We start from the raw sequence: 25,910 nt of genomic DNA on the forward strand, positions 1-25,910 counted from the left end.
GACAACCGCCTGCCGCGCCGGTCCGATCCGTGCTTCGCCAATGTTCGCCTTAGCGACGCACCCCGGCCGGGCCTTCGCTCACCGACATTGGGTGCAACCCCTGGTCACGCTTCCAACCCTCGACCCGCTCGGCCCACCAGGCGACGAAAGCCGGTTCCGGTCTCGCCTCCACATCCAGCGCCCAGCAGCGGTCATCGACGAAATCCGTGCACTTCACGGCATCCTTGGCCGTCATGATCACCACCGCGGCCTCCCTGGGCAGGTCCGCCGCCGAGAATCGATGATGGTCGCCGAAAGCGTGCTTCTCATGGGCGATCCCCAGGGCTTCCAGCGTGTCGAAAAATCGCTGCGGATGGCCGATACCGGCCAGTGCCGCCACCGATTCGCCCGGACCGAATGGCGGATGCTCGACGGGATGGCGCTCGCCGCTCGCCAGATGTCGCCATGCCACGGGAGAGAGCGTCAGCGAAAAACGGGGCGCTGCGCCCTCTTCATCGTCGGCTAGCGGAACCTCCCCGCCGTTGCCGATCAGCGCATCGACGTCGCGCAAGCGCTCGAGAGGCTCCCGGAGCGGCCCTCGCGGCAGGCAGCGCCGGTTGCCAAGGCCGCGCCGGGCATCCATGACCAACAGTTCAAGCGTGCGCCCCAGGGCGTAATGCTGGAGACCGTCGTCGGCGACCACGATGTCGCACTGGGCATGCTCGATGAGCCAGCGCGCCGCTCGGGGACGATCGGGGTCGACGACCAGCGGGACCCCGGTCTGTCGAGCGAGCATCAGCGGCTCGTCGCCGCTCTGCGCCACCGGCGTCTCTGCGGTCACCGCCAGCGGGTAGCGTTCGGCCTTGCCGCCGTACCCCCTGGAGACGATCCCCGGCCGCCAGCCGTTGTCGCCCAGCCAGCGCACCAGCCAGGCGACCAGCGGCGACTTGCCGGTCCCACCCACCGAGAGATTGCCCACCACGACCACCGGCACCGGCGGCTGCCATACCGTCCGACGCCCCGTCCGATAGGCCTCTCGCCGGCGCGCGACGATGGCGCGATAGAGCCACTCCAGCGGCGCCAGCAGGACGAGCCAGGCCGAACCGCGATACCAGGCGCGCTCGAGCGGGGTCACGCCTCCTCCTGAAACTGGAGCTGATATAGGGAGGCGTAGGCACCGCCCTTCTCCAGCAGTTCGGCGTGAGTCCCGCTCTCGATCAGGCAGCCCTGATCCATGACGGCGATTCGATCGGCGCGCTCGATGGTCGACAGCCGGTGGGCGATGACGAATGTCGTTCGACCCTGGCAGACCACCTCCAGCGCACGCTGGATATAGCGTTCGGACTCGGTATCCAGCGCTGACGTCGCCTCGTCGAGTATCAACACCGGGGCGTCCTTGAAGATGGCCCGGGCGATTGCCAGGCGCTGGCGCTGGCCACCGGAAAGCATGACGCCATTGTCCCCGACCAGGGTGTCGTAGCCTTTCGGCAACTGTTCGATGAACTCGTGGGCGTAGGCCGCCTTGGCCGCCGCCTCGATCTGCTCGCGACCGGCATCGGGCACGCCGTAGGCGATGTTGTCGGCGATCGTGGTGTTGAACAGCGTCACCTGCTGGGAGACCAGGGCGATCTGCTGGCGCAGCGGCGATAGCCGATACTCCTGGATATCGACGTCGTCGATCAGGATGCGACCGTCGGTGGGCCGATAGAATCTCGGCAGCAGCGACATCAGCGTCGACTTGCCGCTCCCGGAGCGTCCGACGATGGCGACCATCTGGCCAGCGGGCACGTCGAGATCGATGCCCTTGAGCACCTCCGGCTGGTCTTCGTCATAGGCGAATCGCACCCCTTCGAAGCGGACGTCGCCCTTCAGTCGCTGCGGCATCCGGCTGCCCTCGTCGTGCTCCGTCGGGCGGCTCAACAGGCCGAACAGCTCCTGGGACGCCGACAGGCCCTTCTGGATGATGCTGTTGACGTCGGTCAGCGAGCGGATCGGCTTGGCCATCAGCGAGGCTGCCGTGATGAAGGCGACGAATTCGCCCGGCGTCATGGCGTTCATCAACTCCGGCGCCATCGCCAGCCACACCAGCCCCGCCAGTGCCAGCGCCACCAGCAGCTGGATGACCGGCGTACTGGTCGCCTTGGTCATCGCCTCCTTGATGCTCTGCTCGCGGTTGTAGTTGCTGGCGGCCTCGAAGCGGCGCTTTTCATACTCCTCCGCGCCGTGGGTGCGCACGACCCGATAACCGGTCAGCGCCTCGGAGGCGACGTGGGTCACGTCCCCCATCGAGTTCTGGATACGCCGGGAGATCTTGCGGAATCGCTTGCTGGTGTAGCGCACCACCAGTCCGATCAACGGCGTCACGCACATGAAGATCAGCGTCAGCATCCAGTTGGTCCAGAACAGATAGCCGATCAGGCCGATCACGAACAGGCCCTCCCGCAGAATGATCGTGATCGCATTGGTGGCAGCGCCCGTCACCTGCTCGACGTGATAGGTGACCCTGGAGATGAGATGGCCACTGGAGTGCATGTCGAAGAAGCGGCCCGGCAGGTGCAGCATGTGGTTGAAGACGTTGCAGCGCAGCCGATGCACCACGTTGCGCGCCACGTTGCTCATGAAGTAGGTGCCGAGAAAGGTTCCGACCCCCCGGGCGGCAAACATGCCGATCACGAATAGCGGCAGGAAGTAGCGAAACGCGGCGTCGGGATGCTGTATCCCGTCGATCAGCCGTTTCATCATTTCCGCCAGAGCCGTGCTCGAGGCGGCGTAGATGGCATAGCCGACCACCGCCAGGGCGAACGAACGCCACTCTACGCGGACGTATTCTAGAAGGCGTCGATAGAGTGCCAAACTGGAAGCTTGCGACACGGTAACTCCGTTCGACTGGAAAAAGGTCTGGCCTGCGGCGCTGCGCGCACCGTTCAGCCAGGACACCGGGGGGGACGAACGTCGACGAAGCCCCGCTCCGCCGTTGTGCGCCCCCGGGCGCCCATCAGGGGCTGGATTCTACCCCAACATCCCCCGCGTCGACAGCCGACCGGCTCGACCATCCCGGGTGGCGTTGGGTGGAGACCTCGAGCTCGGATGGCGTCAACACGATACGTACCGCGCCATCATAAGCCGTGTTCCAGACCCGGCTCCCGGCATCGACGAAGCGTTGCACGACCGCCGGCGCCGGGTGGCCGAACGGATTGCCGCGTCCGCTGCTGAAGATCACCTCGCGCGGGCGCGTCGCCGCTACCAGGGTCGGTGACGAGCTGGTGGCGCTGCCATGATGGCCTGCCACCAGCACATCCAGGCGGCGGCGCCCCAGCGGGCCGCGTTCGAGCGCATCGACGAACTCACGCTCCCGACCCGCCCCGGCGTCGCCGGTGATCAGCACCCGGCGCGTGCCCAGCGTCACCAGCAGGACGCAGGAGCGGTCGTTGGCGTTGGCGGCGATATCGCCAGCCGGCGGCGAGAGAAAACCCCACGAAGCCTCCCCGTCCCGCCAGCCGCCACCAGCCTCGCAGGGACGCGACGGCAACCCCAGTTCGTTGCCGCGAGGCGCCCACCAGCGCTCCACCCGATGCTCCCGGCGCAGCGCGGCGACCCCTCCCGAGTGATCGGTATCGCTGTGGGTGACGACGACATCGTCGAACCGCTGGCCCGGCGGCCACAGCAGGGAGGCCGGCATGAATCCCGAGCCGAAACGGGGGCCGGTATCGATTAGCACGCGCCGCTCCCGCGTCTTCAGCTCGACCAGTTGCCCCTGGCCGACGTCGTAGACGGTGACGACCAGTTGGTTCCGTTCCAGGCCAGGCGCCCGCAGCAGCGCGACGAGTATCAGCAGCGATGGGCAAGCCCACGCCCGCGTCGACCGCTCCACACCGGGCAGCAGCCACAGCAGCCCCCACAGCATCAAGGCCGAGGCGATCGGCCAGCGCCACCAGGGCGCGGGGCTCCACAACGGCCAGCTGTCGGCGGCGCCGGCGAGAACGGCGGCCAGCGCCGTCGCCAGTTGGTCGAAGGGCCACCAGATCCCGCTCGCCACCGCCGGCCAGCCGCTGAAAAGCCAGCCCACGAACCCGAGCGGCACCATCACGCTACCGACCAGCGGCACGGCGAACAGATTGACCAGCGGCGCCACCGGCGACAGGCGCCCGAAGGCGAGGAGCACCGCTGCCGCCATGAACGGCGCCAGCAGCCACTGGCTGCGCAGCAACGCGATTCCCCACCCTCTCCAGCCGGTGGGACGGGGGCGTCCCGACCACGCCACGATCAACACGGCAACGGCCAGAAAAGAGAGCCATAGACCCGGCCGCCAGGGCGCGAGCGGGTCACTGATCACAGTCAGCCCCAGGGCCAGCCACCAGGCTTGCCACCAGCCGGGGGCGTGACGTCCGCTGGCTGCCCAGAGCCCGACCGCGGTCATGATCGCGGCCCGGGTGGCGGGCGGCTCGAAGCCGGCCAGCCCGGCATAGGCGAACGCCGCTACCCCCGCCCCGATCCACGGCCAGACCGTCATCCGCCAGGAGAGTGGCTGAAACCAGCGCGACAGACGCCGGAGAAGCCATAGCACAAGCGTCGCGACAAGGCCGACGTGCAGACCCGAGATCACCATCAGATGGGTCGTGCCCGTGGCGTTGAGCAGCCGCCAATCGTCATCGTCGAGTCGCTCTCCCGCGCCGAGCGTCAATGCCGCCAGCCAGCGCTTGCCTCTGGGTGACAGCGCCATCTCCTCCAGCTGACCGAGCGCCAGCCGACGCAGGGAGAAAGCGGCCCCCGCGAGGCGTCGTGGCGACTCGTCGCGAACGTAACCGAGCGCCTGAATCCCCTCCCGCCAGAGCCAGGCGCCGTAATCGAAGGTATCCGGGTTGGCGAACCCCAGCGGCTCGCGCAGGCGGGTATTGAACGACCAGCGCTCCCCGGGCTGCAGCTCGGGGGCGCCGTACCAGGACAATCTGACCCGCGTGGCCGCGGGACAGGCGTCATCCGGCTCGGTGGGACGACAGCCATCGATATCGAAGAGGAAGCGGGAACGGCGCTGATCGGCGTCCAGGGACAGGATGCGACCGGTCAGCACGAACTCGTGTCCCGCCAAGGACGGAGGCAGCACGCCGTGGCGCTGATGACCGACATCATGGGCACAGACCAGAAACGCCAGCGTCGCCAGGCCCGCCCACAGCGACCGTCTCCAGAGCGCCAGTACCAGGCCGACACCGGCCATGGCCCACGGCAGGCCCCAGAGTGAGGCTTCCGCGCCGCCGATGCGCTGACCGGCGAGCGCGCCGGCGAGCGCGGCCAGCGCCAATGGCATGGCCCAGCCGGCACGACGGCCCCATGCCCAGGCGCGTCTTCTCGCTTCAATGCCCGGCAAGGCCAAGCCTTCTCGATGGAGGAGTTAACATGGCGGGCCCTTGGGGTTGTATGGATAATGGGCCTTCTTCGTCCAGCGAGCGGCCTCATGTCTCGTCGATGGTTACAACGCTACATCCCCAGCCAGGAGAGGCTGCAGCGCACTCGTTCGCTGCGATTCATGCACCACATGCTGGGCGATCCGGCGATGTGGGTACTCTCTCGCCGTAGTGTCGCCAACGCCTGCATGGTCGGCCTGTTCGCGGCGATGCTGCCCATTCCCGGCCAGATGCTGCTGGCGGCATTCGGTGCCTACTGCCTGCGCGCCAACCTGCCGCTTTCCGTCAGTCTGGTCTGGCTGACCAACCCCCTGACCATGCCGGTGGTGTTCTACTTCAACTATCGGGTCGGCGCTTGGGTCATGAACTATCCCGCGCGTCAGGTCCCGGATCACATCACCACCATGTGGATCGCCGAGCAGATGGCTCACATCATCCTGCCGCTGGCGGTCGGCTCGGTCATCGTCGGACTGGTGCTGGCCACCGCCGGCAACGTTCTGGTGCGATTGATCTGGCGGTTCCAGATCTACCGTAGCTGGCGCAAACGTGCCAGACGGCGGCAGCGCCGGCAGCGGCAGTGAGCGGCGCCGAGGCGACGCCATCGATACCGTGCTCGGCGAGTGCGCGGACGCAAAAAAAAAACCGCCCTGGACTATTGATCGTCCAGGGCGGCTTAGGCTTTAGCCGACGATGTCAGACGGCGCTCAATTGGCCTCGGTCCAGGCGCATCGTGCGGTCCTGATGCGCCGCCAGCGACATGTCATGGGTAACCACCACGAACGCACAATCGGTGGTCGCCGCCAGTTCGTCCATCATGGCGAGGATATTGCCCGCCGTATCCTGATCCAGATTGCCGGTGGGCTCGTCCATCAGCACCAGGCTGGGATCGGTGACCAGCGCCCGGGCAATGGCCACGCGCTGGCGTTCACCGCCCGACAGCTCGCCCGGCTTGTGCGCACCTCGCGGCGCCATCCCGACCCGATCCAGCAGCTTCTGCGCCTTGTCGACCGCGACCTTGCGCGTCTGGCCGCGAATGATCAGCGGCAGCGCGACATTTTCCGCCGCGGTGAACTCCGCCAGCAGGTGGTGGAACTGGTAGACGAAGCCGATATAGCGATTGCGGAAACTGCCCAACGCCGCCTCGCCCAGCCCCGCCAACGACTGGCCACCGATGATGACCTCGCCGCCGCTCGGCCGATCCAGGCCGCCAAGGAGATTGAGCAGCGTGGTCTTGCCGGAGCCCGAACTGCCGACGACGGCCACCCGCTCGCCGGCTCGCACCTGAAGGTCCAGGTGGTCCAGAACGGTGATATCCTGCGGCCCCTCGCTGTAGACCCGCGTGAGCTGGCGGCAGTCGAGCATGATGTTGTCTCCGCTGGCGGATGATCGAGAGTCGAGTTCACTCATAGCGCAGCACCTCCGCTGGCTGAATTCGCGCCGCTCGCCAGGCCGGGTAGAGCGTCGACAGGAAGGTCAGGCCGAAGGCGCTGGAGACGATCACGACGAGATCGCTCATTTCGAGCCGCGATGGCAGATAGCTGATGAAATAGACATTGGGATCGAGGAACTGAATACCGGTGGCCGCCTGGAACCAGGCGATGATATCGGACACCGTCAACGCCAGAATGACGCCCGCGATGACGCCGATCACGATACCGATGATCCCGATCGCCAGGCCCTGCACCACAAAGATGCCCATGATCGATTTCGGCTTGGCGCCGATGGTGCGCAGAATCGCGATGTCCGCGTGCTTGTCGGTAACCACCATGACCAGTGTCGAGACGATGTTGAACGCCGCCACCGCGACGATCACCATCAGCAGCAGGCCGATCATGTGCTTTTCCATCTGGATCGCCTGGAACAGGTTGCCGTGGGTATAGGTCCAGTCGAGGCCGCGATAGCCGGCGCCCAGATTCGAGACGATGTCCCGCGTCACCGGACCCGCCTTGAAAAGATCGTCAAGCTCGAGACGCAGCCCATCGACCTTGTCGCCAAGTCGAGCCAGTGTCTGCATGTCCTCGATATTGGCATAGGCCAGATTGGCGTCCAGGTCGGCTCCCACCTTGAAGATGCCGCTGACCGTGAAGCGCTTGAGCCGCGGGAAGACACCACCTGGTGTGATCGACGCCTCGGGCACCAGCAGCGTGACCCGGTCTCCCACGCCGACGCCGAGATTGCGCGCCAACAGCGAGCCGAGCACCACGTGCCAACTGCCGGGCGACAGATCGTCCAGCGAACCGGCCTGCATGTGCTGGCCGATGATCGAGACCTTGCGCTCATATTCCGGCTGTACCCCGGTGACCATCGCCCCCTGGGTGCGACCGCTGGCCGAGAACATGCCCTGCTGCTGCACGTAGGGCGCGGAGGCGATCACATCCTTGTGCTGATCGACCTTCTCGGCCAATGCCTTCCAGTCCTGCATGCCGCCCTGCTGCTCGATGCGGGTATGCGGCACCATGCCCAACACCCGAGTGCGGAGCTCATGATCGAAGCCGTTCATGACCGAGAGCACCAGGATCAGAACCGCGACCCCGAGCGCCAGCCCGAGCATGGAGGTGAGTGAAATGAAGGAGATGAAGTGGTTACGTCGTTTGGCCCGAACATATCTCAGGCCCACCAGAAAGGGTAAGCGGTCAAGCATCAGGTAGGGTTCCTTGTCAGCAGCGGCTCATGTTACGGGTTTTGACGGTTGCGGCAAACGCTCGTCTGCCACGCGATTTGTCGCTTGCCAGCCACATCCCCCACGCTAGACTGTCACTCCGTCGGCGATTGGGCGGCGGATACCGTGGAACGGCGGCGATATTATCGATCGAATGCCCCTCGGCAGGTGTCGGTCGACCTCTTGCAGCGTCACGCTCAGGCTCTACAATGCCGCGTCCTCGACATCGGCTCTGACGCACACTGGCCCTTATGCGCAATGGAGACACCATGACCCTGCGTCTGTTCCCCGAATGGCACCCGCAAGATGCGATCCAACTGACCTGGCCGACGCCGACCAGCGACTGGGCGCCGCTGCTCGAGCACATCGAGGCGACGCTGGAAGCGATGGTGGTCGCGATCACGCGTTACCAGCCGGTGCTGATCGTCGTCCACGACGATCGCCAGCGGGCGCTTCTGGGCGCCCGATTCGCGGCGCTAGGGGTCGATGCCGCCCGTTACCATCTCGCAGTGGCGCCCAGCGACGATACCTGGGCACGAGATCACGGCCCGATCGCCATCGAACGCGACGGCACTCTCGAGCTGCTCGACTACGTCTTCACCGGCTGGGGCGGCAAGTTTGCGGCCGAACGCGACGATGCGCTGACCCGGACACTGGCCGACCAACAGCTGTTCGCGGCCGCCGTGGTATCGCAAGCGCTGATCCTCGAGGGCGGCGCCATCGATACCGATGGCGAAGGCACCCTGCTGACGACTAGCGCCTGCCTGCTCAACCCCAATCGCAATCCGGGCCTGGATCGCGACGCGATCGAAAACCAGCTTGCGGAACAGCTCGGCGTTTCTCGCGTGCTGTGGCTCGAGCACGGCCATCTCGAGGGCGACGATACCGACAGCCATGTCGATACGCTGGCGCGTTTCTGCGATCCCGCGACGATCGCCTACGTACGCTGCGATGACCCCGACGATGTGCACCATGAAGCGCTGATGGCCATGGAAGAGGAACTCAAGGCCCTGCGGCGCGAAGATGGCTCGCCCTATCGTCTGCTGCCGCTGCCGTGGCCCAAGCCATGTTTCGACCCGGAAGACGGGCATCGCCTGCCGGCGACTTATGCCAATTTCCTGATCATCAACGGCGCGGTGCTGGTGCCGACCTACGGTGACGCTGCCGATTACCGCGCGCTCAAGGTGCTCGACGAGGCCTTCCCCGGTCGCGACGTGATACCGATCGACTGCCGTGCCGTCATTCGCCAGCATGGCAGTCTCCACTGTCTAACCATGCAGCTGCCGCGAGGTTCGCTGAACCCCGCACTCTTCCCAGGTTAAGGAGAGACAATGTCCAAGACACTCAAGATCGGTCTGGTGCAGCAGCAGGCCTGGCCGGAAAAACAGCGCAGCCTCGATGCGAGCGAAGCCGGCATCCGCGAACTCGCCGCCCAGGGCGCCGAGCTGATCCTGCTGCAGGAGCTGCACGCGACCCACTACTTCTGCCAGTCCGAGGACACCGCGCTCTTCGATCTCGCCGAGCCGCTGGACGGACCGACCGGGCAGAGATTGGCCGAGCTGGCTAGAGAGCTGGACATCGTCATCGTCGGCTCGATCTTCGAGCGCCGCGCCGCCGGCCTCTATCACAACACGGCGATCGTGCTGGATCGCACCCGAGGCCGCGTCGGACACTACCGCAAGATGCACATTCCCGACGATCCCGGCTTCTACGAGAAATTCTACTTCACCCCGGGCGACGAGGACGCGAGCCAGGGGTTCGAGCCGATCGACACCTCCGTCGGCCGCCTCGGCGTACTGGTTTGCTGGGATCAGTGGTATCCGGAAGCCGCCCGTCTCATGGCCCTGGCGGGCGCCGACCTGCTGCTCTACCCCACGGCGATCGGCTGGACGCCCTCGGACGACGCCGCGGAGAAGCAGCGCCAGAAAGAGGCGTGGACCTTGATCCAGCGCTCTCATGGCGTCGCCAACGGCCTGCCGGTCCTCGTCGCCAACCGCGTCGGCCATGAAGCCGATCTATCGCAGGTTGGCGAAGGCATCGACTTCTGGGGTGGCAGTTTCGTCTGTGGTCCTCAGGGCGAATTGCTGGCCCATGCCGGCGAAGCGAGCGAGAACCTGCTGGTCGATGTCGATCTGTCACGCAGCGAGGACGTTCGCCGGATCTGGCCCTACCTGCGCGACCGCCGCGTCGATGCCTACGCCGACCTGACCCGCCGCTACCGCGACCGCTGACCCGCTCTCGTCGTGTCGCTGCCGCCGGACACGGCGGCAGCGCTGTCGGCCAAGTTCCGGTGTGGGCACCAACCCACCGCTTCCCGCCACTTGCAACAGCAGTTAAGATAACGGTATAAACCGAAAGCCACCTCTCGGGACCCGTCAATGGAACTGCAGTATCGCCTGCTGGCCGAGCTCGAATCCGACTTCGACCACCTGATCGATGCGGTCGAGCACCTGGCAACAGCCTACGCCGACGACCCGACACCCGCCTGGGCACTGGGCGATTCGGCCGTCGACGCCAGCTGGCTCCGCCGCGCCTTGACCGATTTCTGGTATCAGGATGGGCAGGATGGTCGTGAAACGCGCAACTACATCGGTGTGATCGTCGCCGGACCGGCGATCATGGACGCGGTCGAAGCGGTCAACCACGCCAAGGCACGATTTGCCGCGACACTGAAACGCATCCGTCACTCCGCGCCGAGATTGATCCCCGAGATCAAGGCCGTCCTGCCCTTCCGACATCCGGTGCTGCACGACCACCTGCGGGGCCAGGGGCTGGCCCGCCTGCATCTCAAGCAGTGCTGGCGCCAGTTGCCGGTCGCCGACGCGCCGCTCTCGCGCATCAGGCTTGCCTGGTATACCAGCGGCCGCTCGATCAAGCGCCTCAGCGTTGCCGATGCAGAAGCCCGATTGAAGCAGATGGATCTGGCGGCGCAGCACATTCAAATTCAAATGCGCAAGCTCGCCGACATCCCCAGCGACGAACCCCTGGCACAGATCCAGCAGCAGGCGCCGGTGATGCGAGCCAATCTGTTCTTCCGCGAGGCTTTGGAGGATGGGCGCATGCGTCGGGCCATGAACCTGCCGCTGCCGCTGTTCATCCCGGACCCCGCGCTGAAGCTACCGCATCTCAATGATCCGCCGGCACATCCACCGAAGACGCGAACCCGCGCCCGTCGATCCGATCAGCGGCTGGAAGACGATGTGTTTCTGAAGAGCCTGCGGGTCTATCGCTATCGCAACCCGACGCTGCAGATCGCTATCGAACGTCAGCAAACGACAGAGAAGCCATGACTCGACTCGCCTGAGTCAGCCCGGGCGCGCCCGACTGGCCGGGCGCGCTGGCTGGCCGGATTCAGAACAGCCGGTTCAGGCCGTTCTGGGCCGCGATGCGATAGGCCTCGGCCATGGTGGGGTAGTTGAAGGTGGTATTGATGAAATAGCGCAGCGTGTTCGCCTCGCCCTTCTGCTGCATGATCGCCTGGCCGATATGGACGATCTCCGAGGCCTGGTCGCCAAAACAGTGGATCCCCAGAATCTCCAGCGTCTCGCGGTGGAACAGGATCTTGAGCATGCCGGCGGTATCGCCGGTGATCTGCGCGCGGGCGGTATCCTTGAAGAAGGCCTGAGCCACTTCGTAGGGCACCTTGGCTTCGGTCAGTTCCCGCTCGGTCTTGCCCACCGAACTGATCTCGGGAATCGTGTAGATGCCGGTGGGGATATCGTCGACGAAACGAAAATCCTCGCCGAGGAACTCGTCGCTGGCACTGCGGCCCTGGTCGTAGGCCGCACTCGCCAGGCTCGGCCAGCCGATCACGTCCCCCACCGCATAGATGTGCGGGATCGCCGTACGATAGTGGTCGTCCACCTGCAACTGGCCGCGACCGTTGGCTTCCAGCCCGATGTTCTCCAGCCCCAGCTCGTCGGTATTGCCGGTGCGTCCGTTGGCCCACAGGAAGGCATCGGCGCGCAGACGCTTGCCGGACTCCAGATTGACCACCACACCGGCCTCATCCCCTTCGACACTGCGATACTCTTCGTTGTGCCGAATCAGCACGCCGTAGTTACGCAGCTCATAGGAGAGCGCATCGCTGATCTCGTCGTCGAGGAACGACAACAGCCGCTCACGAGTGTCGATCAGGTCGACCTTGACGCCCAGGCCGGAGAAGATGGAGGCGTACTCTGACCCGATCACACCGGCACCGTAGATGATCAGGGTGCGCGGCGTATGCGACAGGCCGAGAATGGTGTCCGAACAGTAGATCCGCGGGTGACGGAAATTGACGTCCGCCGGCCGGTAAGGGCGCGACCCGGTGGCGATCACGAACTGCGGCGCACTGAGCTCTTCCGCGCCTTCGTGATTGTCGCGAACCACGACGGTGTGTTCGTCGCGGAAACGGGCCACGCCGAAGAACAGATCGATACGGTTGCGGGAGTAGAACTTGGTGCGGAGTTCGACCTGCTGATCGATCGTCACCCGGGAGCGTTCCAGAACCTTCGGAAACGAGAACCAGCGGGGCTCGCCAATATCGCGAAACATGCGGTTGGTGTTGAACTGCATGATCTGCTTGACCTGGTGCCGCAGCGCCTTGGAGGGGATGGTCCCCCAGTGCGTGCAGTTGCCACCGACCGAGGACTGCCGCTCGACAATGGCGACACGCTTGCCATGCTTCGCCGCGTTGATTGCCGCGCTCTCTCCCGCGGGCCCCGAGCCGATGACCACGAGGTCGTAATTGTGAACTGCCATGTGCTTCGCCTACTCCTTACCCGATGGCTTCCGATTCGATTGGCTCGTGGCGACGCCGTTGCCCCGCATGTCGCTCAACGCTTGACGGCGTTGTAACCCAGGTCCGCGCCGCGATTCTCGTCGCTGCGCCGACGCGCTCCGGCCAGGTTCTTGCGACTCTCCTCCTCGCAGACCTCATCGTTGCCGCCACAGATTTCGCACCCGTTCTTCAGGCCCAGCGTGTTGAGACCGCCGCAGGAGCCGGCGAGGGGCTTGCGCCCGAGGATGACGCCGATCGCCATGCCACCGACCAGCAGCAGCATGATGGCAAAGGCCAGAATCCAGATCGTCATGACTGATCCTCCTAATCCGAGTCTTTCAGGTAGCGCTGAAACGCGGTCGAGGCCCGAGTTTCAAAGCCATCCGGGGTTTTGACAACGAGATAGACCGCCAGGTTTTCCCGCTCGGCCATGGCATAGCCCGCGTCCGGCCCCATGACCTCCACCGCCGTGGCCAGCGCATCGGCCGTCATGCAGTCGGACGTGATCACCGTCACCGAGACCAGGTGATGCTGTATGGGCCGGCCGGTGCGCGGATCGATGGTGTGCGAGTATCGCTTGCCGTCGCTTTCGAAATAGTTACGGTAGTCGCCCGATGTCGCCACGGCCGAATCGTCCAGCTCTATGATACGCTGCACGCTGCGCTCGTTCGAGATCGGTTTTTCCACCGCGATCCGCCACGGCTCGTCGCCGGGCTTGCTGCCCCGCGTGCGGATCTCGCCACCCACCTCGACCAGGTAGCGCTGCACGCCCAGGGCATCCAGGGCCCGCGCCACGGCGTCAACGCCATACCCCTTGGCAATGCCCGACAGATCGACATAGACCGGCTTGGTCTTGGTCAGGGTATTGCCATCGAGCTTCAGCGCCTGGTAATCGACCTCCTGCAGCGCCTTGGCGATGGCGTCGTCGCCGGGTACGCGATCCGGATGCTTGTCCGGCCCGAATCCCCACAGGTTCACCGCCGCACCGACCGTGACATCGAAGGCACCGTCGGAGATGTCACCGACCCGAATGGCCTCGCGGACCACTTCCGCGGTCTGCGGCGAGAGCTGGAACGGCTCCCCGACCGGCGCCTGATTGAACCTGGAGAGCTCGGAGTCCGGCTTGTAGGTCGACATCAGGTGATCGACCCGATCCAGTGCCGCCTTGACCGAGCGCTCGATGTCGGCGAGCTGGTCGTCGTCGTAGTCGCCGTAGAAGGTGATATGGAACCCGGTACCGAAGATCGGCCCCTCCAGCCGGTAGGACTGAGGGTCACGCTCGCACCCGGCCAGCAGTGCGAATAGCAACAGGGCCAACCCCAGAAGGATCGGCCCTGTCGCTCGGCGCCGTTGCGATCCGATCATCCGCCGAAGTCATCCAGCATAATGTTCTCCGGCTCGACGCCAAGATCGGTCAGCATCTTGATCACCGAGGCATTCATCATCGGCGGCCCGCACATGTAGTACTCGCAATCCTCCGGTGCCGGGTGATCCTTGAGGTAGTTCTCGTAGAGCACGTTGTGAATGAACCCGGTGGGCCCTTCCCAGTTGTCTTCCGGCTGGGGATCGGAGAGCGCCAGGTGCCACTCGAAGTTGTCGAACTCTTCGGCCAGCTGGTCGTACTCTTCGTTGTAGAATGTCTCCCGCCAGGAGCGCGCACCGTACCAGAACGACATCTTGCGCGACGACTTCAGCCGCTTGAGCTGGTCGAAGATATGGCTGCGCATCGGCGCCATGCCCGCGCCGCCGCCGATGAACACCATCTCGGCGTCGGTATCCTTGGCGAAGAATTCGCCGAACGGCCCCATCACGGTTACCTTGTCGCCCGGCTTCATCGCGAAGACGTAGGTCGACATCAGGCCCGGCGGATGGTTCGACTTGGGCGGCGGCGTCGCGATACGGATGTTGAACTTGAGAAGCCCCTTCTCTTCCGGGTAGTTCGCCATCGAGTAGGCGCGGATCACCTCCTCGTCGCTCTTGTGCGAGATGTCGAACAGGCCGAATTTCTCCCAGTCCCCGCGGTACTCCTCCTCGATATCGAAGTCCGAGAACTTGATGTCGTAGGGCGGCGCCACCAGCTGCACGTAGCCGCCGGCCCGGAAGGCGACTTCCTCGCCTTCCGGCAACTTGAGGTTGAGCTCCTTGATGAAGGTCGCGACGTTGGGGTTCTGCGTCACCTCGCATTCCCACTTCTTGACCCCGAACACCTCGTCGGGGACGCGGATCTTCATGTCCTGCTTGACCGGCACCTGGCAGGAGAGGCGCCAGCCCTCCTTCTTCTCGCGCAGCGTGAAGTGAGACTCTTCGGTCGGCAGGATCGAGCCGCCGCCGTCACTCACCTGGCACTTGCACTGGGCGCAGGAGCCGCCGCCGCCACACGCCGAGGAGAGAAAGATACCGTTGGCGGCGAGCGTCTGCAGCAGCTTCCCACCGGCCTGGGTGGTCACGGTGTTGTCAGGGTCGCCATTGATCTCGATCGCCACGTCGCCGCTGCTCACCAACCGGCTGCGCGCCGCCAGAATGATGGCCACCAAACCCAGCACGATCACGGTGAACATGACGACGCCGAGCACGATGATGGATGTATCAACCATGTCGGATTCCTATATTCCTGTTTGCGGCGGCGCCGCTGTCACGACGCCACCCGGTCATGTTGGTGTCAGAGCTGAATGCCGGAGAAGGACATGAAGCCCAGCGACATCAACCCGGCCGTGATGAAGGTGATGCCGAGACCCTGCAGGCTGCCCGGTACATCGCTGTACTTGAGCTTCTCGCGGATACCCGCCAGCGCCATGATGGCCAGGGCCCAGCCAGCGCCGGCGCCAGCGCCGTAGATCACCGACTCGCCAAAGGTATAGTCGCGCTGCACCATGAACAGCGACGCCCCCATGATGGCGCAGTTGACCGTGATCAGCGGCAGGAACACACCCAGGGCGTTGTAGAGTGCCGGCACGAACTTGTCGAGGAACATCTCCAGAATCTGGACGATGGCGGCGATGACGCCGATGTAGCTCAACAGTCCCAGGAAACTGAGGTCGATGTTCTCCGCCCCTTCCAGGCCGGTCCAGCTCAGCGCGCCCGCCTTGAGCAGGTAGTTCAGGATCAGGTTGTTGACCGGCACGGTGATCGTCAGGACCACGATCACGGCGATGCCCAGGCCGATGGCCGAGGAGATCTTCTTGGACACGGCCAGGAAGGTACACATGCCGAGGAAGAAGGCCAGCGCCATGTTCTCGACGAAGACCGCCTTCACGAACAGGCTGAGATAGTGCTCAAACATTGGCGGTCTCCTTGATCTTGGCCTTGCTGTTGGCAACGATGCGATATTCGGTCTTCTCGATCTGCTCCGGGTTGAACCAGCGCAGTACCCAGATCATCAGCCCGATGACGAAGAACGCGGACGGCGGCAGCAGCATCAGGCCGTTCGGGACGTACCAGCCGCCGCTCTGGACGGTCGGCAGGATCGTCAGGCCGAACACGCTGCCGGAGCCCAGCAGTTCACGTACGAAACCGACGATCAGCAGGATCACCGCATATCCCAGGCCGTTGCCGACGCCGTCGAGGAAGCTCATCACCGGCCCGTTCTGCATGGCATAGGCTTCGGCACGCCCCATGACGATGCAGTTGGTGATGATCAGGCCGACGAACACCGACAGCTGCTTGGACATGTCGTAGGCATAGGCGCGCAGCACCTGGTCGACCACGATCACCAGCGACGCGATGATCGTCATCTGCACGATGATGCGGATCGACGATGGGATGTGATTGCGGATCAACGATACGAACATGCTGGAGAAGGCCGTGACGACAATCACCGCCAGACCCATGACCAGCGAGACGCTCATGGAGTTGGTCACCGCCAGCGCCGAACAGATCCCGAGCACCTGCAAGGCAATCGGATTGTTCTTGAACACCGGCGACAGGACGACGTCTTTCACGGAGTCGGTAGCCATCTTCACGCACCTCCTTGGGAATCGTCGTGGAATCGGGCCAGGTACGGGGCATAGCCCTCGTCACTCAGCCAGAACCGCAACATGTTGGTGACGCCCCGACTGGTGAGCGAGGCCCCCGACAGCGCATCGACTTCGTATTCGCCGCTGGCACCGCCTTTCACGAGTTGAATCTGAGGATCCTGGAAATCATCGCCCTCGTAGATCTTCTTGCCGTCCCACTTGGCCTTCCAGCGCGGGTTGTCGACCTCGCCACCGAGGCCCGGCGTCTCCGACTGGTCGTAGTAGGATAGCCCCACGATGGTATTGCCGTCGCCACGCACGGACAAGAAACCTTCCATCAGGCCCCACAGCCCCTGGCCCCGGATCGGCATGACGATCTGCTCCGGATCGTCGGGATCGCCGACCAGATAGACCGTGGAGTAGTTCTCCTGACGCCCGATGCCGGCGATATCGTCCTCACCCGACAGCGTGCGAGAGGTGGCCGGGTCCCTGGCGGCATCGAACTGGTCGTAGCTGTCCGGATCCAGGTCGTCGGAATATTCGCCGGTCTTGAGATCGACCACCCGCGGGGTGATCAGCTCGGCGTACTTCTCCTCGACATCGTCGCCCGGCTTGTAGAGCTGGGTCACCTGGAGGATGTTGCTCTTGCGATCCAGCTCCTGGTTCTGAACCTGCTTCGGCTTGAGAACCACGGCTGCGGAAGAGACGACCACCGAGCAGACGACGCAAAGTGAGAATGCGACGATCAGCGTCTTCTTGATCGAGTTGTTGCTCGCCATCAGACAGCCTCCTTCTCGGTGGGCGTGGGCGCCGGCGCCAGGCTCGCGAGCCGCTTCTGGCGTCGCCGGATGTTAGCCTGCACGAAATAGTGGTCGATGAGGGGCGCGAACAGGTTGGCGAACAGGATCGCCAGCATGATGCCCTCGGGGAATGCCGGGTTGACCACGCGGATCAGCACCGTCATTACCCCGATCAGCGCACCGAAGATCAGCTTGCCGCGATCGGTCATGGAGGCCGACACCGGATCGGTGGCCATGAACACCATGCCGAAGGCGAACCCGCCCAGCACCAGATGCCAGTACCACGGCATCGCGAACATCGGATTGGTGTCGGAGCCGACGAAGTTGAACAGCGTGGAGGTCAGGATCATGCCGAGCATGACACCGGCCATGATGCGCCAGGAGGCGATACGCGTCAGCAGCAGCACCGCCGCACCGATTAGAATCGCCAGGGTCGAGGTCTCTCCCACCGACCCCTGGATGAAGCCGAAGAAGGCATCCCACCAGCTGTACTGCTGATGCAGGCCTTCCATGCCGTTGAGCGACGCATTGGAGAGCGCCGTGGCGCCGGTATAGCCGTCGGCCGGCACCCAGACGCTGTCACCGGAGATCTGGGCCGGATAGGCGAAGTAGAGAAAGGCACGTCCGGTCAGGGCCGGGTTGAGGAAGTTCTTGCCGGTACCGCCGAAGATCTCCTTGCCGATCACCACGCCGAAGGTGATGCCGAGTGCCACCTGCCACAGCGGAATGGTCGCCGGCAGCGTCAGCGCGAACAGCACGGAGGTGACGAAGAAGCCTTCGTTGACCTCGTGGCCACGCTTGACCGCGAACAGCACTTCCCAGAAACCGCCCACCACGAACGTCACCAGGTAGATGGGGAGGAAGTAGGTGGCGCCAAGGACGAAGTTGGCCCAGATACTCGCCGGATCGTGGCTACCCGCCAGCGCCATGGTCAGCGTCTCGCGCCAGCCACCGATCGCACTGAAACCATCGGCAATGGCCAGGTTGGCCTGATAGCCGGCGTTGTACATGCCAAAGAACATGGCCGGGAAAGTACAGGCCCAGACCGTGATCATGATGCGTTTCAGGTCGATCCCGTCGCGCACGTGCGTCATGCTCTTGGTGACGCTGGGCGGCGAGTAGAAAATGGTGTCGACCGCCTCGTAGAGGGCGTAGAACTTCTCGTACTTGCCGCCCTTCTCGAAATGAGGCTCCAGCTTGTCGAGCGTGTTGCGAATCCCCATCGTCAGGCCTCTTTCTCGATCATGGTCAGGTTGTCGCGCAGGATGGGACCATACTCGTACTTGCCGGGGCACACGTAGGTGCAAAGCGAGAGGTCTTCCTCGTCCAGTTCCAGGCAGCCGAGCTGCATCGCCGATTCGATGTCGCCGACGATCAGCGAGCGCAGCAACTGGGTCGGCATGATGTCCAACGGCATCACTTTCTCGTATGCGCCGATCGGCACCATGGCGCGCTCGGAGCCGTTGGTCGAGGTATTGGGCGCGTAGTTGGGCAGTCCCAGGAACTGGGAGACGTAGATCCCCATCACCGAATGGCGATTGCGACCGGGCGACAGCCAACCCATGAAGGCGCGCTTGTTGCCCTCTTCCAGCAGCGAGAACTGACGATGGAAGCGCCCCAGGAACTGGCGGCTCCCCTCGCACTGCGTGCCACCGAAGATCGATCCCGAGATGACCCGCGTCCCCTCCGGCTGCTCGATCTCGCCCTCGAGCAGCTCACTGCTGCTCGCGCCCAGCCGCGTCCGGACCAGGCGGGGGTTCTTGGCCCGCGGGCCGCCGATGGCGACGACGCGGGTCGGGTCGAGATGGCCCTCGACGAACAGCTTGCCGATGGCGATCACGTCCTGGTAGTCGAGATGCCACACCTGGCGCTGCAGTCCCACCGGCGAAAGGTAATGAATATGCGTCCCCACCAGACCGGCGGGATGTAGGCCGTCGAAGCCCTGGGCATCGACGCCGTCGAGGTCATCTCCCGGCAAGGGGCTGTCGCCACGGCGACACACGAACAGCTTTCCGGGGGTCAGATGCCGGATCACCTCCAGCCCCTGACGGAAGGCATCGCTGTCGGCATCGATGATCACCCTGGGATCTGCCGCCAGCGGATGGGTGTCGATGGCCGTCACGAAAATGTCCGCCGGCACCGCATCGAGCGCCGGGACCCGGGAGAACGGCCGCGTGCGCAACGCCGTCCACAGGCCGGACGCGACCAGTTGATCGACCACCTGCTGGCGTGAGAGCGACGCCAACCCGTCCACCCCATACGCCGTGAACGTTTCGCTCTGTTCTTCTTCATCAAGCTTGATGACGACCGACAACAGGCGACGCTTCTCACCCCGATTGATGGCAACCACTTCGCCGGCGCCAGGCGCGGTATAGCGCACCCCCGGCACCTTCTTGTCGGTGAACAACACCTGGCCCCGCTTGACGCGGTCGCCTTCACGGACCTCCATGGTCGGCTTCATGCCGACATAGTCGGACCCGAGCAGCGCGACGTGACGCACGGCGCGCCCCTCGTCGAGACGCTGCTCCGGCGCCCCCGCGACGGGGAGATCCAGGCCTCGTTTGACTTCGATCATAGTCTCGCCCAGTTGTCGAATCTGATATTCGTAAGGAAAGAGCCGACTGACGTCAGGCAGCTTGATTATCCACCGGCAGCGTCGCAGGCGGGAAAGATGACGTCACGGAATTCGATGCTTTGCTTACCAGAAATGAAAGTGGCTTCCGCGGACCGTTGCCTAGGGACCGCACCTAAAAAACGGGCACCAGTATAATGATGCGGGCCTCGGAAGACTACTCGCCGGGGTGCCGACCCGGCCGTCGCACCACGAAAAAGTCCCGGCAGGACCGGGACTTTGGACAGCGAAAGCCAATATCTTAGACCAAAGTCGAATCAACGACTCAGGGCGTGGCAGGCAGGTAACGGTGACAGACGCGCGACATGTACTGAAGAATTCTCACCACCTGACAGCTGTAACCGAATTCATTGTCGTACCAGACGTAGAGCACCGCCTGACGATCGTTGGCGATGGTGGCCTTGGCATCCAGCACGCCGGCGTGACGATTGCCGACGAAGTCCGATGACACCACTTCCGGCGAGTCGACATAATCGATCTGCTTGTGCATCGGCGAGTGCAGCGCCATCTGGCGCAGATACTCGTTGAGCGCCTCGCGGTCGGTCGCCTTGCCGAGGGAGAGGTTCAGGATCGCCATCGAGACATTGGGCGTCGGCACCCGGATCGCGTTGCCGGTCAGCTTGCCCGACAGCGCCGGCAGCGCCTTGGCCACCGCCTTGGCCGCACCGGTTTCCGTCAGCACCATGTTGAGCGGTGCACTACGCCCCCGGCGGTCCCCCTTGTGGTAGTTGTCGATCAGGTTCTGGTCGTTGGTGTAGGAGTGAACGGTCTCGACATGGCCATGGACGATGCCGAACTCGTCGTCGATCGCCTTCAGCACCGGAACGATGGCGTTGGTGGTGCAGGAAGCCGCCGAGACGATGCGATCGTCGTCGCCGATGGTCTGGTGATTGATGCCATGGACGATGTTCTTGAGATCGCCCTTGCCCGGCGCCGTCAGCAGAACCTTGGAGACGCCCCGGGATTCCAGGTGCTGGGCCAGCCCCTCCCGGTCACGCCACTTGCCGGTATTGTCGACCACGATGGCGTTGTCGATGCCGTAGGCGGTGTAGTCGATCTCGGCCGGGGAGTCGGCGTAGATAATACGGATGTAATGGCCGTTGGCGATCAGCGCATGATTGTCGTAGTCGACGTCGATCGACCCGGAGAAGGGGCCGTGCACGGAGTCGCGACGCAACAGGCTGGCCCGTTTCTCGAGATCGTCGCCGCTGCCGCGCACGACGATGGCGCGCAGGCGCAGCAGATTGCCGCCCCCCGCCTTCTCGATCATGATCCGGGCGAGAATGCGCCCGATCCGCCCAAAACCGTAGAGCACCACGTCCTGGGGCTCGCCACCCATGCCACTGCTGTCGTGGCAGCCGACGATATCGGCCAGTTCACGCTTGAGAAACGCCACGACGTCGGTCTCGCCCGCGTTCTTGAACGCCACGCCAAGGCGGCCGATATCGATGTGCGCGGGCCCCAGCTCGAGCTCGGTCATCGCCCGCACCATCGGCAGCGTATCGGCGATCGACAGTTCGGTGCCCTCGACCTTGCGGACGTAGCGGTGGTTCTTGAGAATTCGCGTGACGGAGCGATTGATCAGCGAGCGGCCGAACAGCGACGGAATCACGTTGTACTGGCGATAGAGCTTGCCCAGCAGGGGAATCATCTCCTCGGCGCGAGCTTCGTTGTCCTGCCACTGCTGGAAGACGGTATCGAGCTGATCCTGACTCACAAGCTTGTCTCTCTCTGGTCGAATTGGCGGTCGAACGGGCTCGTCGAGCCGGTCGTTCCATCGGATGGTGGGGGTGTCGCTCGGGCAAGGGTCCAGTCGCGCTGGACGATATCGAGTCGACTCAAAAACCCCATTATTATCTTCACCCTACGAAACGGGCCGCAATCATTGCGTGGTCGCAACTGTTGTAGTTTCACTACAAAGGTCGTAGCCGGCAGCTCCCCCACCAAAGACAAGAAATACGACTCGGCGCCCCCGGCCGCGCCACGGCCTGCTATCATCCCTCAACGCAAATTCGTCGCTCGAAAGGCCCATGTCGCACTTCACACCGCTCGCCCCGCCGCTGCCGACCGGCAAGCGCGAAACCACCTATTGCCAACTGCCCCAGGGAAGCGCGGCCGCGCTGGCCCTGGCGCGGATCGCCGATGATGCACCGCTGCTGGTCGTCACCCCCGACACCGCCAGCGCGCAGCGTCTCGAGAGCGACCTGCGCTTCTATGCCTCGGTCCCGGTCATGCCGTTCCCCGACTGGGAAACGCTGCCCTACGACAGCTTCTCGCCGCACCAGGACATCGTCTCCGCACGACTGCGCACGCTGCGCGAGCTCCAGGAGGGCACGCAAGGGATCGTGCTAGTCTCGGTCAATACCCTGATGCAGCGGCTGCCGCCGCGCGACTACGTGGCAGGCCGCGTGCTGACCCTGGCGACCGGAGAGCGGCTCGACCGGGAAAGCTTCCGCGAGCGCCTCTCCCGGGCCGGCTACCGGGCGGTGGAGACGGTCTACGAGCCCGGCGAATACGCCATGCGCGGCTCGCTGATCGACCTGTTCCCGATGGGCGTCGACGCGCCGCTGCGCATCGATCTGTTCGACGATGAAATCGACACCCTTCGCCGCTTCGATCCCGACACCCAGCGCACTCAGGACAGGATCGAGCGTATCGATCTGCTGCCGGCGCACGAATACTCGCTTTCGCGCTCGGCCATCGCCTGTTTCCGCGAGGGCTTCGAGACGCTGTTCGATGTCGACCCGCGCCAGTGCCCGCTCTACGTCGATGCGATCAAGGGCATTCCCTCGCCGGGACTCGAACAGTACCTGCCACTGTTCTTCGAGGAGACGGCCACCCTCTTCGAGCATCTCGCGGACCAGACCCGGGTCGCGCTGCTGCCCGACGTCTTCGATGCCGCCGAGCACCACTGGCGCTCGATCGAGGGTCGTTTCGACAACCTCGGCGTCGATCCCACCCGCCCGCTGCTGCCGCCGGCAAAAGCCTTCGTGCCCGCCGCCGAAGTGTTCGCGGCGATCAAGCAGCACCCGCGACTGGAGTTCGTGACCGACCCGGAAGCGCCTCATGTCGCCCCCAGCGCGACGCAATCCCCGCCGGCGGTCGCGATCAACGCCCGGGCCCAGCGCCCGCTGGCAACGCTGGAAGCGTTCCTTGACTCGCATCGCGATCTGCGCGTCCTGTTCGTCGCCGAGTCCCGCGGCCGACGCGAGGCGCTGGACGAAGCCCTGGCCCCGTTGCACCGCGACATTCCGCATATCGAGAACTGGCAAGATTTCCTCGATACCGGCCAGCCCCTGGCGATCACCGAAGGCACACTGGGCGAAGGGTTGTGGCTGGGCGATCCCGCCATCGCGATCATCACCGAGACCGAGCTCTACGGTGAAGTCGTGCGTCAGACCCGGCGCCGCGCCAAGGCCACCGACGACAACGAGCTGGCCGTTCGCCACCTCTCCGAATTGCGCCCGGGATCGCCGGTGGTCCATCAGCACCATGGCGTGGGCCGCTACCAGGGGCTGGAGATGCTCACCGCGGGTGGCCAGGCGGCGGAATTCCTGGCCCTGGAGTACGCCGGCGGCGCCAAGCTCTACGTGCCGGTCGACAACCTGCAGTTGATCTCCCGCTACGCCGGCGCCAGCGACGAGCTCGCCCCGCTGCACAAGCTGGGCTCGGACAGCTGGGACAAGGCCAAGCGCAAGGCGGCCGAGAAAGTTCGCGACACCGCCGCCGAGCTGCTCGACATCTACGCCCGACGAGAGGCCAGGGAGGGGTTCGCCAGCGACGCGCCCGGCGACGAGTACCTGCGGTTCGCGGCCAGCTTCCCGTTCGAGGAGACGCCCGACCAGCACGCCGCCATCGAGGCCGTGATCGGGGACATGACCGCCCCGCGCCCGATGGATCGCGTCGTCTGCGGCGACGTCGGCTTCGGCAAGACCGAAGTCGCCATGCGCGCCGCCTTCCTGGCCGTCAATTCGGGTCGCCAGGTGGTGGTGCTGGTACCGACCACCCTGCTCGCCCAGCAGCACTACGACAACTTCCGCGATCGCTTCGCCGACACCGCGGTACAGATCGAGATGCTCTCGCGCTTCACCGGCGGCAAGGGGGAAAGCGATGCCCTGGAGCGCATCGGCGAGGGGCGTGCCGACATCGTCATCGGTACCCACAAGCTGCTCTCCCGGTCGGTCAAGTTCTCCAACCTGGGCCTGATGATCATCGACGAGGAGCACCGTTTCGGGGTCGCGCAGAAGGAGCGCCTCAAGCAGATGCGCGCCGAAGTGGACATCCTCACCCTGACCGCCACGCCCATCCCGCGCACGCTCAACATGGCCATGAACGGGATACGGGACCTGTCGATCATCGCCACGCCACCGGCGCGACGCCTCTCGGTCAAGACCTTCGTGCAGCAGCGCAACGAGCCGGTGGTCAAGGAAGCGATCCTCCGGGAAGTGCTGCGCGGCGGCCAGGTCTACTTCCTCCACAACGAAGTCAAGACGATCGAATCCAGCGCCGAGAAGATCCGTGAACTGGTACCCGAGGCCCGGGTCGGGGTGGCCCACGGTCAACTCCCGGAGCGGGCGCTGGAGCGGGTCATGTCGGACTTCTACCACAAGCGCTTCAACGTGCTGGTCTGCTCGACCATCATCGAGACCGGCATCGACGTGCCCAGCGCCAACACCATCATCATCGAGCGGGCCGACAAGTTCGGGCTGGCCCAGTTGCACCAGTTGCGCGGCCGCGTCGGTCGAAGCCACCATCAGGCCTACGCCTACCTGCTGACGCCGCCGCCAAAGGCGATGACCAAGGACGCGATCAAGCGGCTCGAGGCCATCACCCAGAGCGACGACCTCGGGGCCGGCTTCACTCTCGCCAGTCACGACATGGAGATCCGTGGCGCCGGCGAGCTGCTCGGCGACGAGCAGAGCGGTCAGATGGAAACCGTCGGCTACAGCCTCTACATGCAGATGCTGGACCGCGCGGTCAAGGCCATCCGCGCCGGCAAGACGCCCAACATCGAAGCGCCGCTGGATGACGGCACCGAAATCAGCCTCAACCTGCCGGCACTGATTCCCGAGGACTACCTGCCGGACATTCAGCAGCGCCTGATCATGTACAAGCGGATCAGCAGCGCGCCCGACGAAGCGGCACTCAAGGAACTCCAGGTGGAGATGATCGACCGCTTCGGGCTGCTGCCGGCGCCGCTCAAGACCCTGTTCCGGCAGACCGGGCTGCGTCAGCGGGCGGAGCGGCTCGGGATCGCCAAGCTGGAAGCGGGAGCCGAGCGCGGGCGCGTGATCTTCGGTCCGGACCCGCGGGTCGACCCGATGACGCTGGTCGAGCTGATCCAGCGCCACCCCGCCGAGTACAAGCTCGACGGTGCCGATACCCTGCGCTTCTACGGTGACATGGAGAAGGAGGAGGATCGCTTTCAGCGTATCGGCCAGCTGCTGGAGACGTTCAACCGCAGGGCAAAGGCGGCTTGAATCGGCGGGGGCCGGCGCTCAGACGGACCCGCCGATCGCCGTGCCGACGATGCTCGGGACCATCGGGAACAGCGCGTTGGAGCGGCCGGTCAGGTTATCGTCCGCATGGGTCCTCGTCGGCCGATAGCAATACGCCGCGCAGCCGATCAGCAACGGAAAGCAGACCGCGACGACGACACCGAGAGTCCAGCGCTCCGTCGAATCGAACACGGCCCCGCCCCTTGTCGCTGTGGTCGGTTCAGCCTC

At 64.7% G+C, this 25,910-nt stretch carries 21 protein-coding genes; 5 read left to right on the forward strand and 16 right to left on the reverse strand.

Features of this window, described 5'->3' with window-relative positions; translation table 11 throughout:
• Positions 1-49: 49 nt before the first annotated feature.
• The 3 genes from lpxK to DOM45_RS10345 all read right to left on the reverse strand — a co-directional run bounded on the left by lpxK (position 50) and on the right by DOM45_RS10345 (position 5,281).
• Positions 50-1,114: a tetraacyldisaccharide 4'-kinase gene (lpxK, locus tag DOM45_RS10335; protein WP_110600132.1), complete on the reverse strand. Its 1,065-nt coding sequence runs from the start codon at positions 1,112-1,114 to the stop codon at positions 50-52.
• On the reverse strand, positions 1,111-2,850 hold the full coding sequence (gene msbA, locus DOM45_RS10340) for a lipid A export permease/ATP-binding protein MsbA (RefSeq protein WP_110600134.1): 1,740 nt from the start codon (positions 2,848-2,850) through the stop codon (positions 1,111-1,113). Before msbA ends, lpxK begins: the two co-directional genes overlap by 4 nt.
• A 124-nt stretch (positions 2,851-2,974) precedes the next feature.
• Complete coding sequence (locus DOM45_RS10345) at positions 2,975-5,281, reverse strand: DNA internalization-related competence protein ComEC/Rec2 (protein WP_110600136.1); 2,307 nt, start codon at positions 5,279-5,281, stop codon at positions 2,975-2,977.
• A 147-nt stretch (positions 5,282-5,428) separates the two neighbouring features.
• On the opposite strand from DOM45_RS10345, the gene DOM45_RS10350 reads away from it, so the two are divergent.
• Positions 5,429-5,959 (forward strand): DUF2062 domain-containing protein, encoded by a 531-nt coding sequence (locus DOM45_RS10350; protein WP_110600138.1) that lies wholly within the window; start codon positions 5,429-5,431, stop codon positions 5,957-5,959.
• Positions 5,960-6,071: 112 nt separating this feature from the next.
• Here DOM45_RS10350 and DOM45_RS10355 read toward each other — a convergent pair whose 3' ends face one another.
• Both DOM45_RS10355 and DOM45_RS10360 read right to left on the reverse strand, forming a co-directional pair.
• Positions 6,072-6,785, reverse strand: coding sequence for an ABC transporter ATP-binding protein (locus DOM45_RS10355; protein WP_110600140.1), 714 nt, complete (start codon positions 6,783-6,785; stop codon positions 6,072-6,074).
• Complete coding sequence (locus tag DOM45_RS10360; protein WP_110600142.1) at positions 6,778-8,019, reverse strand: lipoprotein-releasing ABC transporter permease subunit; 1,242 nt, start codon at positions 8,017-8,019, stop codon at positions 6,778-6,780. Before DOM45_RS10360 ends, DOM45_RS10355 begins: the two co-directional genes overlap by 8 nt.
• A gap of 287 nt (positions 8,020-8,306) precedes the next feature.
• Between DOM45_RS10360 and DOM45_RS10365 the strand changes: the two genes are divergently transcribed.
• The 3 genes from DOM45_RS10365 to DOM45_RS10375 all read left to right on the forward strand — a co-directional run bounded on the left by DOM45_RS10365 (position 8,307) and on the right by DOM45_RS10375 (position 11,327).
• Positions 8,307-9,359, forward strand: coding sequence for an agmatine deiminase family protein (locus DOM45_RS10365; protein ID WP_110600144.1), 1,053 nt, complete (start codon positions 8,307-8,309; stop codon positions 9,357-9,359).
• 9 nt (positions 9,360-9,368) lie between these two features.
• A complete protein-coding gene (locus DOM45_RS10370) occupies positions 9,369-10,268 on the forward strand; it encodes a carbon-nitrogen hydrolase (RefSeq protein ID WP_110600146.1) in 900 nt (299 codons plus the stop codon).
• 147 nt (positions 10,269-10,415) lie between these two features.
• A complete protein-coding gene (locus DOM45_RS10375; RefSeq protein WP_110600148.1) occupies positions 10,416-11,327 on the forward strand; it encodes a DNA replication terminus site-binding protein in 912 nt (303 codons plus the stop codon).
• A 61-nt stretch (positions 11,328-11,388) separates the two neighbouring features.
• Here DOM45_RS10375 and sthA read toward each other — a convergent pair whose 3' ends face one another.
• The 10 genes from sthA to DOM45_RS10425 all read right to left on the reverse strand — a co-directional run bounded on the left by sthA (position 11,389) and on the right by DOM45_RS10425 (position 21,901).
• Positions 11,389-12,780: a Si-specific NAD(P)(+) transhydrogenase gene (gene sthA, locus DOM45_RS10380; RefSeq protein WP_110600150.1), complete on the reverse strand. Its 1,392-nt coding sequence runs from the start codon at positions 12,778-12,780 to the stop codon at positions 11,389-11,391.
• Between the two features lie 74 nt (positions 12,781-12,854).
• The gene (gene nqrM / locus DOM45_RS10385) at positions 12,855-13,112 is read right to left on the reverse strand and encodes a (Na+)-NQR maturation NqrM (RefSeq protein ID WP_110600152.1); all 258 of its coding nucleotides are present in this window, start codon (positions 13,110-13,112) and stop codon (positions 12,855-12,857) included.
• 11 nt (positions 13,113-13,123) lie between these two features.
• On the reverse strand, positions 13,124-14,164 hold the full coding sequence (locus tag DOM45_RS10390; RefSeq protein ID WP_110600154.1) for an FAD:protein FMN transferase: 1,041 nt from the start codon (positions 14,162-14,164) through the stop codon (positions 13,124-13,126).
• Positions 14,161-15,393: an NADH:ubiquinone reductase (Na(+)-transporting) subunit F gene (nqrF, locus tag DOM45_RS10395; RefSeq protein ID WP_110600156.1), complete on the reverse strand. Its 1,233-nt coding sequence runs from the start codon at positions 15,391-15,393 to the stop codon at positions 14,161-14,163. The genes DOM45_RS10390 and nqrF overlap by 4 nt, the downstream gene beginning before the upstream one ends.
• Before the next feature lie 65 nt (positions 15,394-15,458).
• Positions 15,459-16,079, reverse strand: a complete 621-nt coding sequence (gene nqrE / locus DOM45_RS10400; RefSeq protein WP_110600158.1) for an NADH:ubiquinone reductase (Na(+)-transporting) subunit E — start codon at positions 16,077-16,079, stop codon at positions 15,459-15,461.
• Positions 16,072-16,752, reverse strand: a complete 681-nt coding sequence (locus DOM45_RS10405) for an NADH:ubiquinone reductase (Na(+)-transporting) subunit D (RefSeq protein WP_110600160.1) — start codon at positions 16,750-16,752, stop codon at positions 16,072-16,074. Before DOM45_RS10405 ends, nqrE begins: the two co-directional genes overlap by 8 nt.
• A 2-nt stretch (positions 16,753-16,754) precedes the next feature.
• Positions 16,755-17,534 (reverse strand): Na(+)-translocating NADH-quinone reductase subunit C, encoded by a 780-nt coding sequence (locus tag DOM45_RS10410; RefSeq protein WP_110600162.1) that lies wholly within the window; start codon positions 17,532-17,534, stop codon positions 16,755-16,757.
• Positions 17,531-18,775 carry an NADH:ubiquinone reductase (Na(+)-transporting) subunit B gene (locus tag DOM45_RS10415; RefSeq protein ID WP_110600164.1) on the reverse strand — a complete coding sequence of 415 codons (1,245 nt, stop codon included), beginning with the start codon at positions 18,773-18,775 and terminating at the stop codon, positions 17,531-17,533. The genes DOM45_RS10410 and DOM45_RS10415 overlap by 4 nt, the downstream gene beginning before the upstream one ends.
• A gap of 2 nt (positions 18,776-18,777) precedes the next feature.
• Positions 18,778-20,127, reverse strand: coding sequence for a Na(+)-translocating NADH-quinone reductase subunit A (locus tag DOM45_RS10420; RefSeq protein WP_110600166.1), 1,350 nt, complete (start codon positions 20,125-20,127; stop codon positions 18,778-18,780).
• 322 nt (positions 20,128-20,449) lie between these two features.
• Positions 20,450-21,901: a glyceraldehyde-3-phosphate dehydrogenase gene (locus tag DOM45_RS10425; RefSeq protein ID WP_110600168.1), complete on the reverse strand. Its 1,452-nt coding sequence runs from the start codon at positions 21,899-21,901 to the stop codon at positions 20,450-20,452.
• Positions 21,902-22,214: 313 nt separating this feature from the next.
• Between DOM45_RS10425 and mfd the strand changes: the two genes are divergently transcribed.
• On the forward strand, positions 22,215-25,664 hold the full coding sequence (gene mfd, locus DOM45_RS10430; protein WP_110600170.1) for a transcription-repair coupling factor: 3,450 nt from the start codon (positions 22,215-22,217) through the stop codon (positions 25,662-25,664).
• Positions 25,665-25,682: 18 nt separating this feature from the next.
• Here mfd and DOM45_RS10435 read toward each other — a convergent pair whose 3' ends face one another.
• Entirely contained in the window at positions 25,683-25,874 is a 192-nt protein-coding gene (locus tag DOM45_RS10435; protein ID WP_110600172.1) for a hypothetical protein, read from the reverse strand.
• Between the last annotated feature and the right edge of the window lie 36 nt (positions 25,875-25,910).

Origin of the sequence: Salinicola lusitanus, assembly GCF_003206045.1 — a bacterium.
Lineage (GTDB): Bacteria > Pseudomonadota > Gammaproteobacteria > Pseudomonadales > Halomonadaceae > Salinicola > Salinicola lusitanus.

Excerpts from the sequence above, each read along its gene's own strand:
- DOM45_RS10345 (WP_110600136.1), bottom strand. The coding sequence starts at position 5,281 with ATGCCATTGGCGCTGGCCGCGCTCGCCGGCGCGCTCGCCGGTCAGCGC.
- DOM45_RS10350 (WP_110600138.1), top strand. The coding sequence starts at position 5,429 with ATGTCTCGTCGATGGTTACAACGCTACATCCCCAGCCAGGAGAGGCTG.
- DOM45_RS10355 (WP_110600140.1), bottom strand. The coding sequence starts at position 6,785 with ATGAGTGAACTCGACTCTCGATCATCCGCCAGCGGAGACAACATCATG.
- DOM45_RS10360 (WP_110600142.1), bottom strand. The coding sequence starts at position 8,019 with ATGCTTGACCGCTTACCCTTTCTGGTGGGCCTGAGATATGTTCGGGCC.
- DOM45_RS10365 (WP_110600144.1), top strand. The coding sequence starts at position 8,307 with ATGACCCTGCGTCTGTTCCCCGAATGGCACCCGCAAGATGCGATCCAA.
- DOM45_RS10370 (WP_110600146.1), top strand. The coding sequence starts at position 9,369 with ATGTCCAAGACACTCAAGATCGGTCTGGTGCAGCAGCAGGCCTGGCCG.
- DOM45_RS10375 (WP_110600148.1), top strand. The coding sequence starts at position 10,416 with ATGGAACTGCAGTATCGCCTGCTGGCCGAGCTCGAATCCGACTTCGAC.
- sthA (WP_110600150.1), bottom strand. The coding sequence starts at position 12,780 with ATGGCAGTTCACAATTACGACCTCGTGGTCATCGGCTCGGGGCCCGCG.
- nqrM (WP_110600152.1), bottom strand. The coding sequence starts at position 13,112 with ATGACGATCTGGATTCTGGCCTTTGCCATCATGCTGCTGCTGGTCGGT.
- DOM45_RS10390 (WP_110600154.1), bottom strand. The coding sequence starts at position 14,164 with ATGATCGGATCGCAACGGCGCCGAGCGACAGGGCCGATCCTTCTGGGG.
- nqrF (WP_110600156.1), bottom strand. The coding sequence starts at position 15,393 with ATGGTTGATACATCCATCATCGTGCTCGGCGTCGTCATGTTCACCGTG.
- nqrE (WP_110600158.1), bottom strand. The coding sequence starts at position 16,079 with ATGTTTGAGCACTATCTCAGCCTGTTCGTGAAGGCGGTCTTCGTCGAG.
- DOM45_RS10405 (WP_110600160.1), bottom strand. The coding sequence starts at position 16,752 with ATGGCTACCGACTCCGTGAAAGACGTCGTCCTGTCGCCGGTGTTCAAG.
- DOM45_RS10415 (WP_110600164.1), bottom strand. The coding sequence starts at position 18,775 with ATGGGGATTCGCAACACGCTCGACAAGCTGGAGCCTCATTTCGAGAAG.
- DOM45_RS10420 (WP_110600166.1), bottom strand. The coding sequence starts at position 20,127 with ATGATCGAAGTCAAACGAGGCCTGGATCTCCCCGTCGCGGGGGCGCCG.
- mfd (WP_110600170.1), top strand. The coding sequence starts at position 22,215 with ATGTCGCACTTCACACCGCTCGCCCCGCCGCTGCCGACCGGCAAGCGC.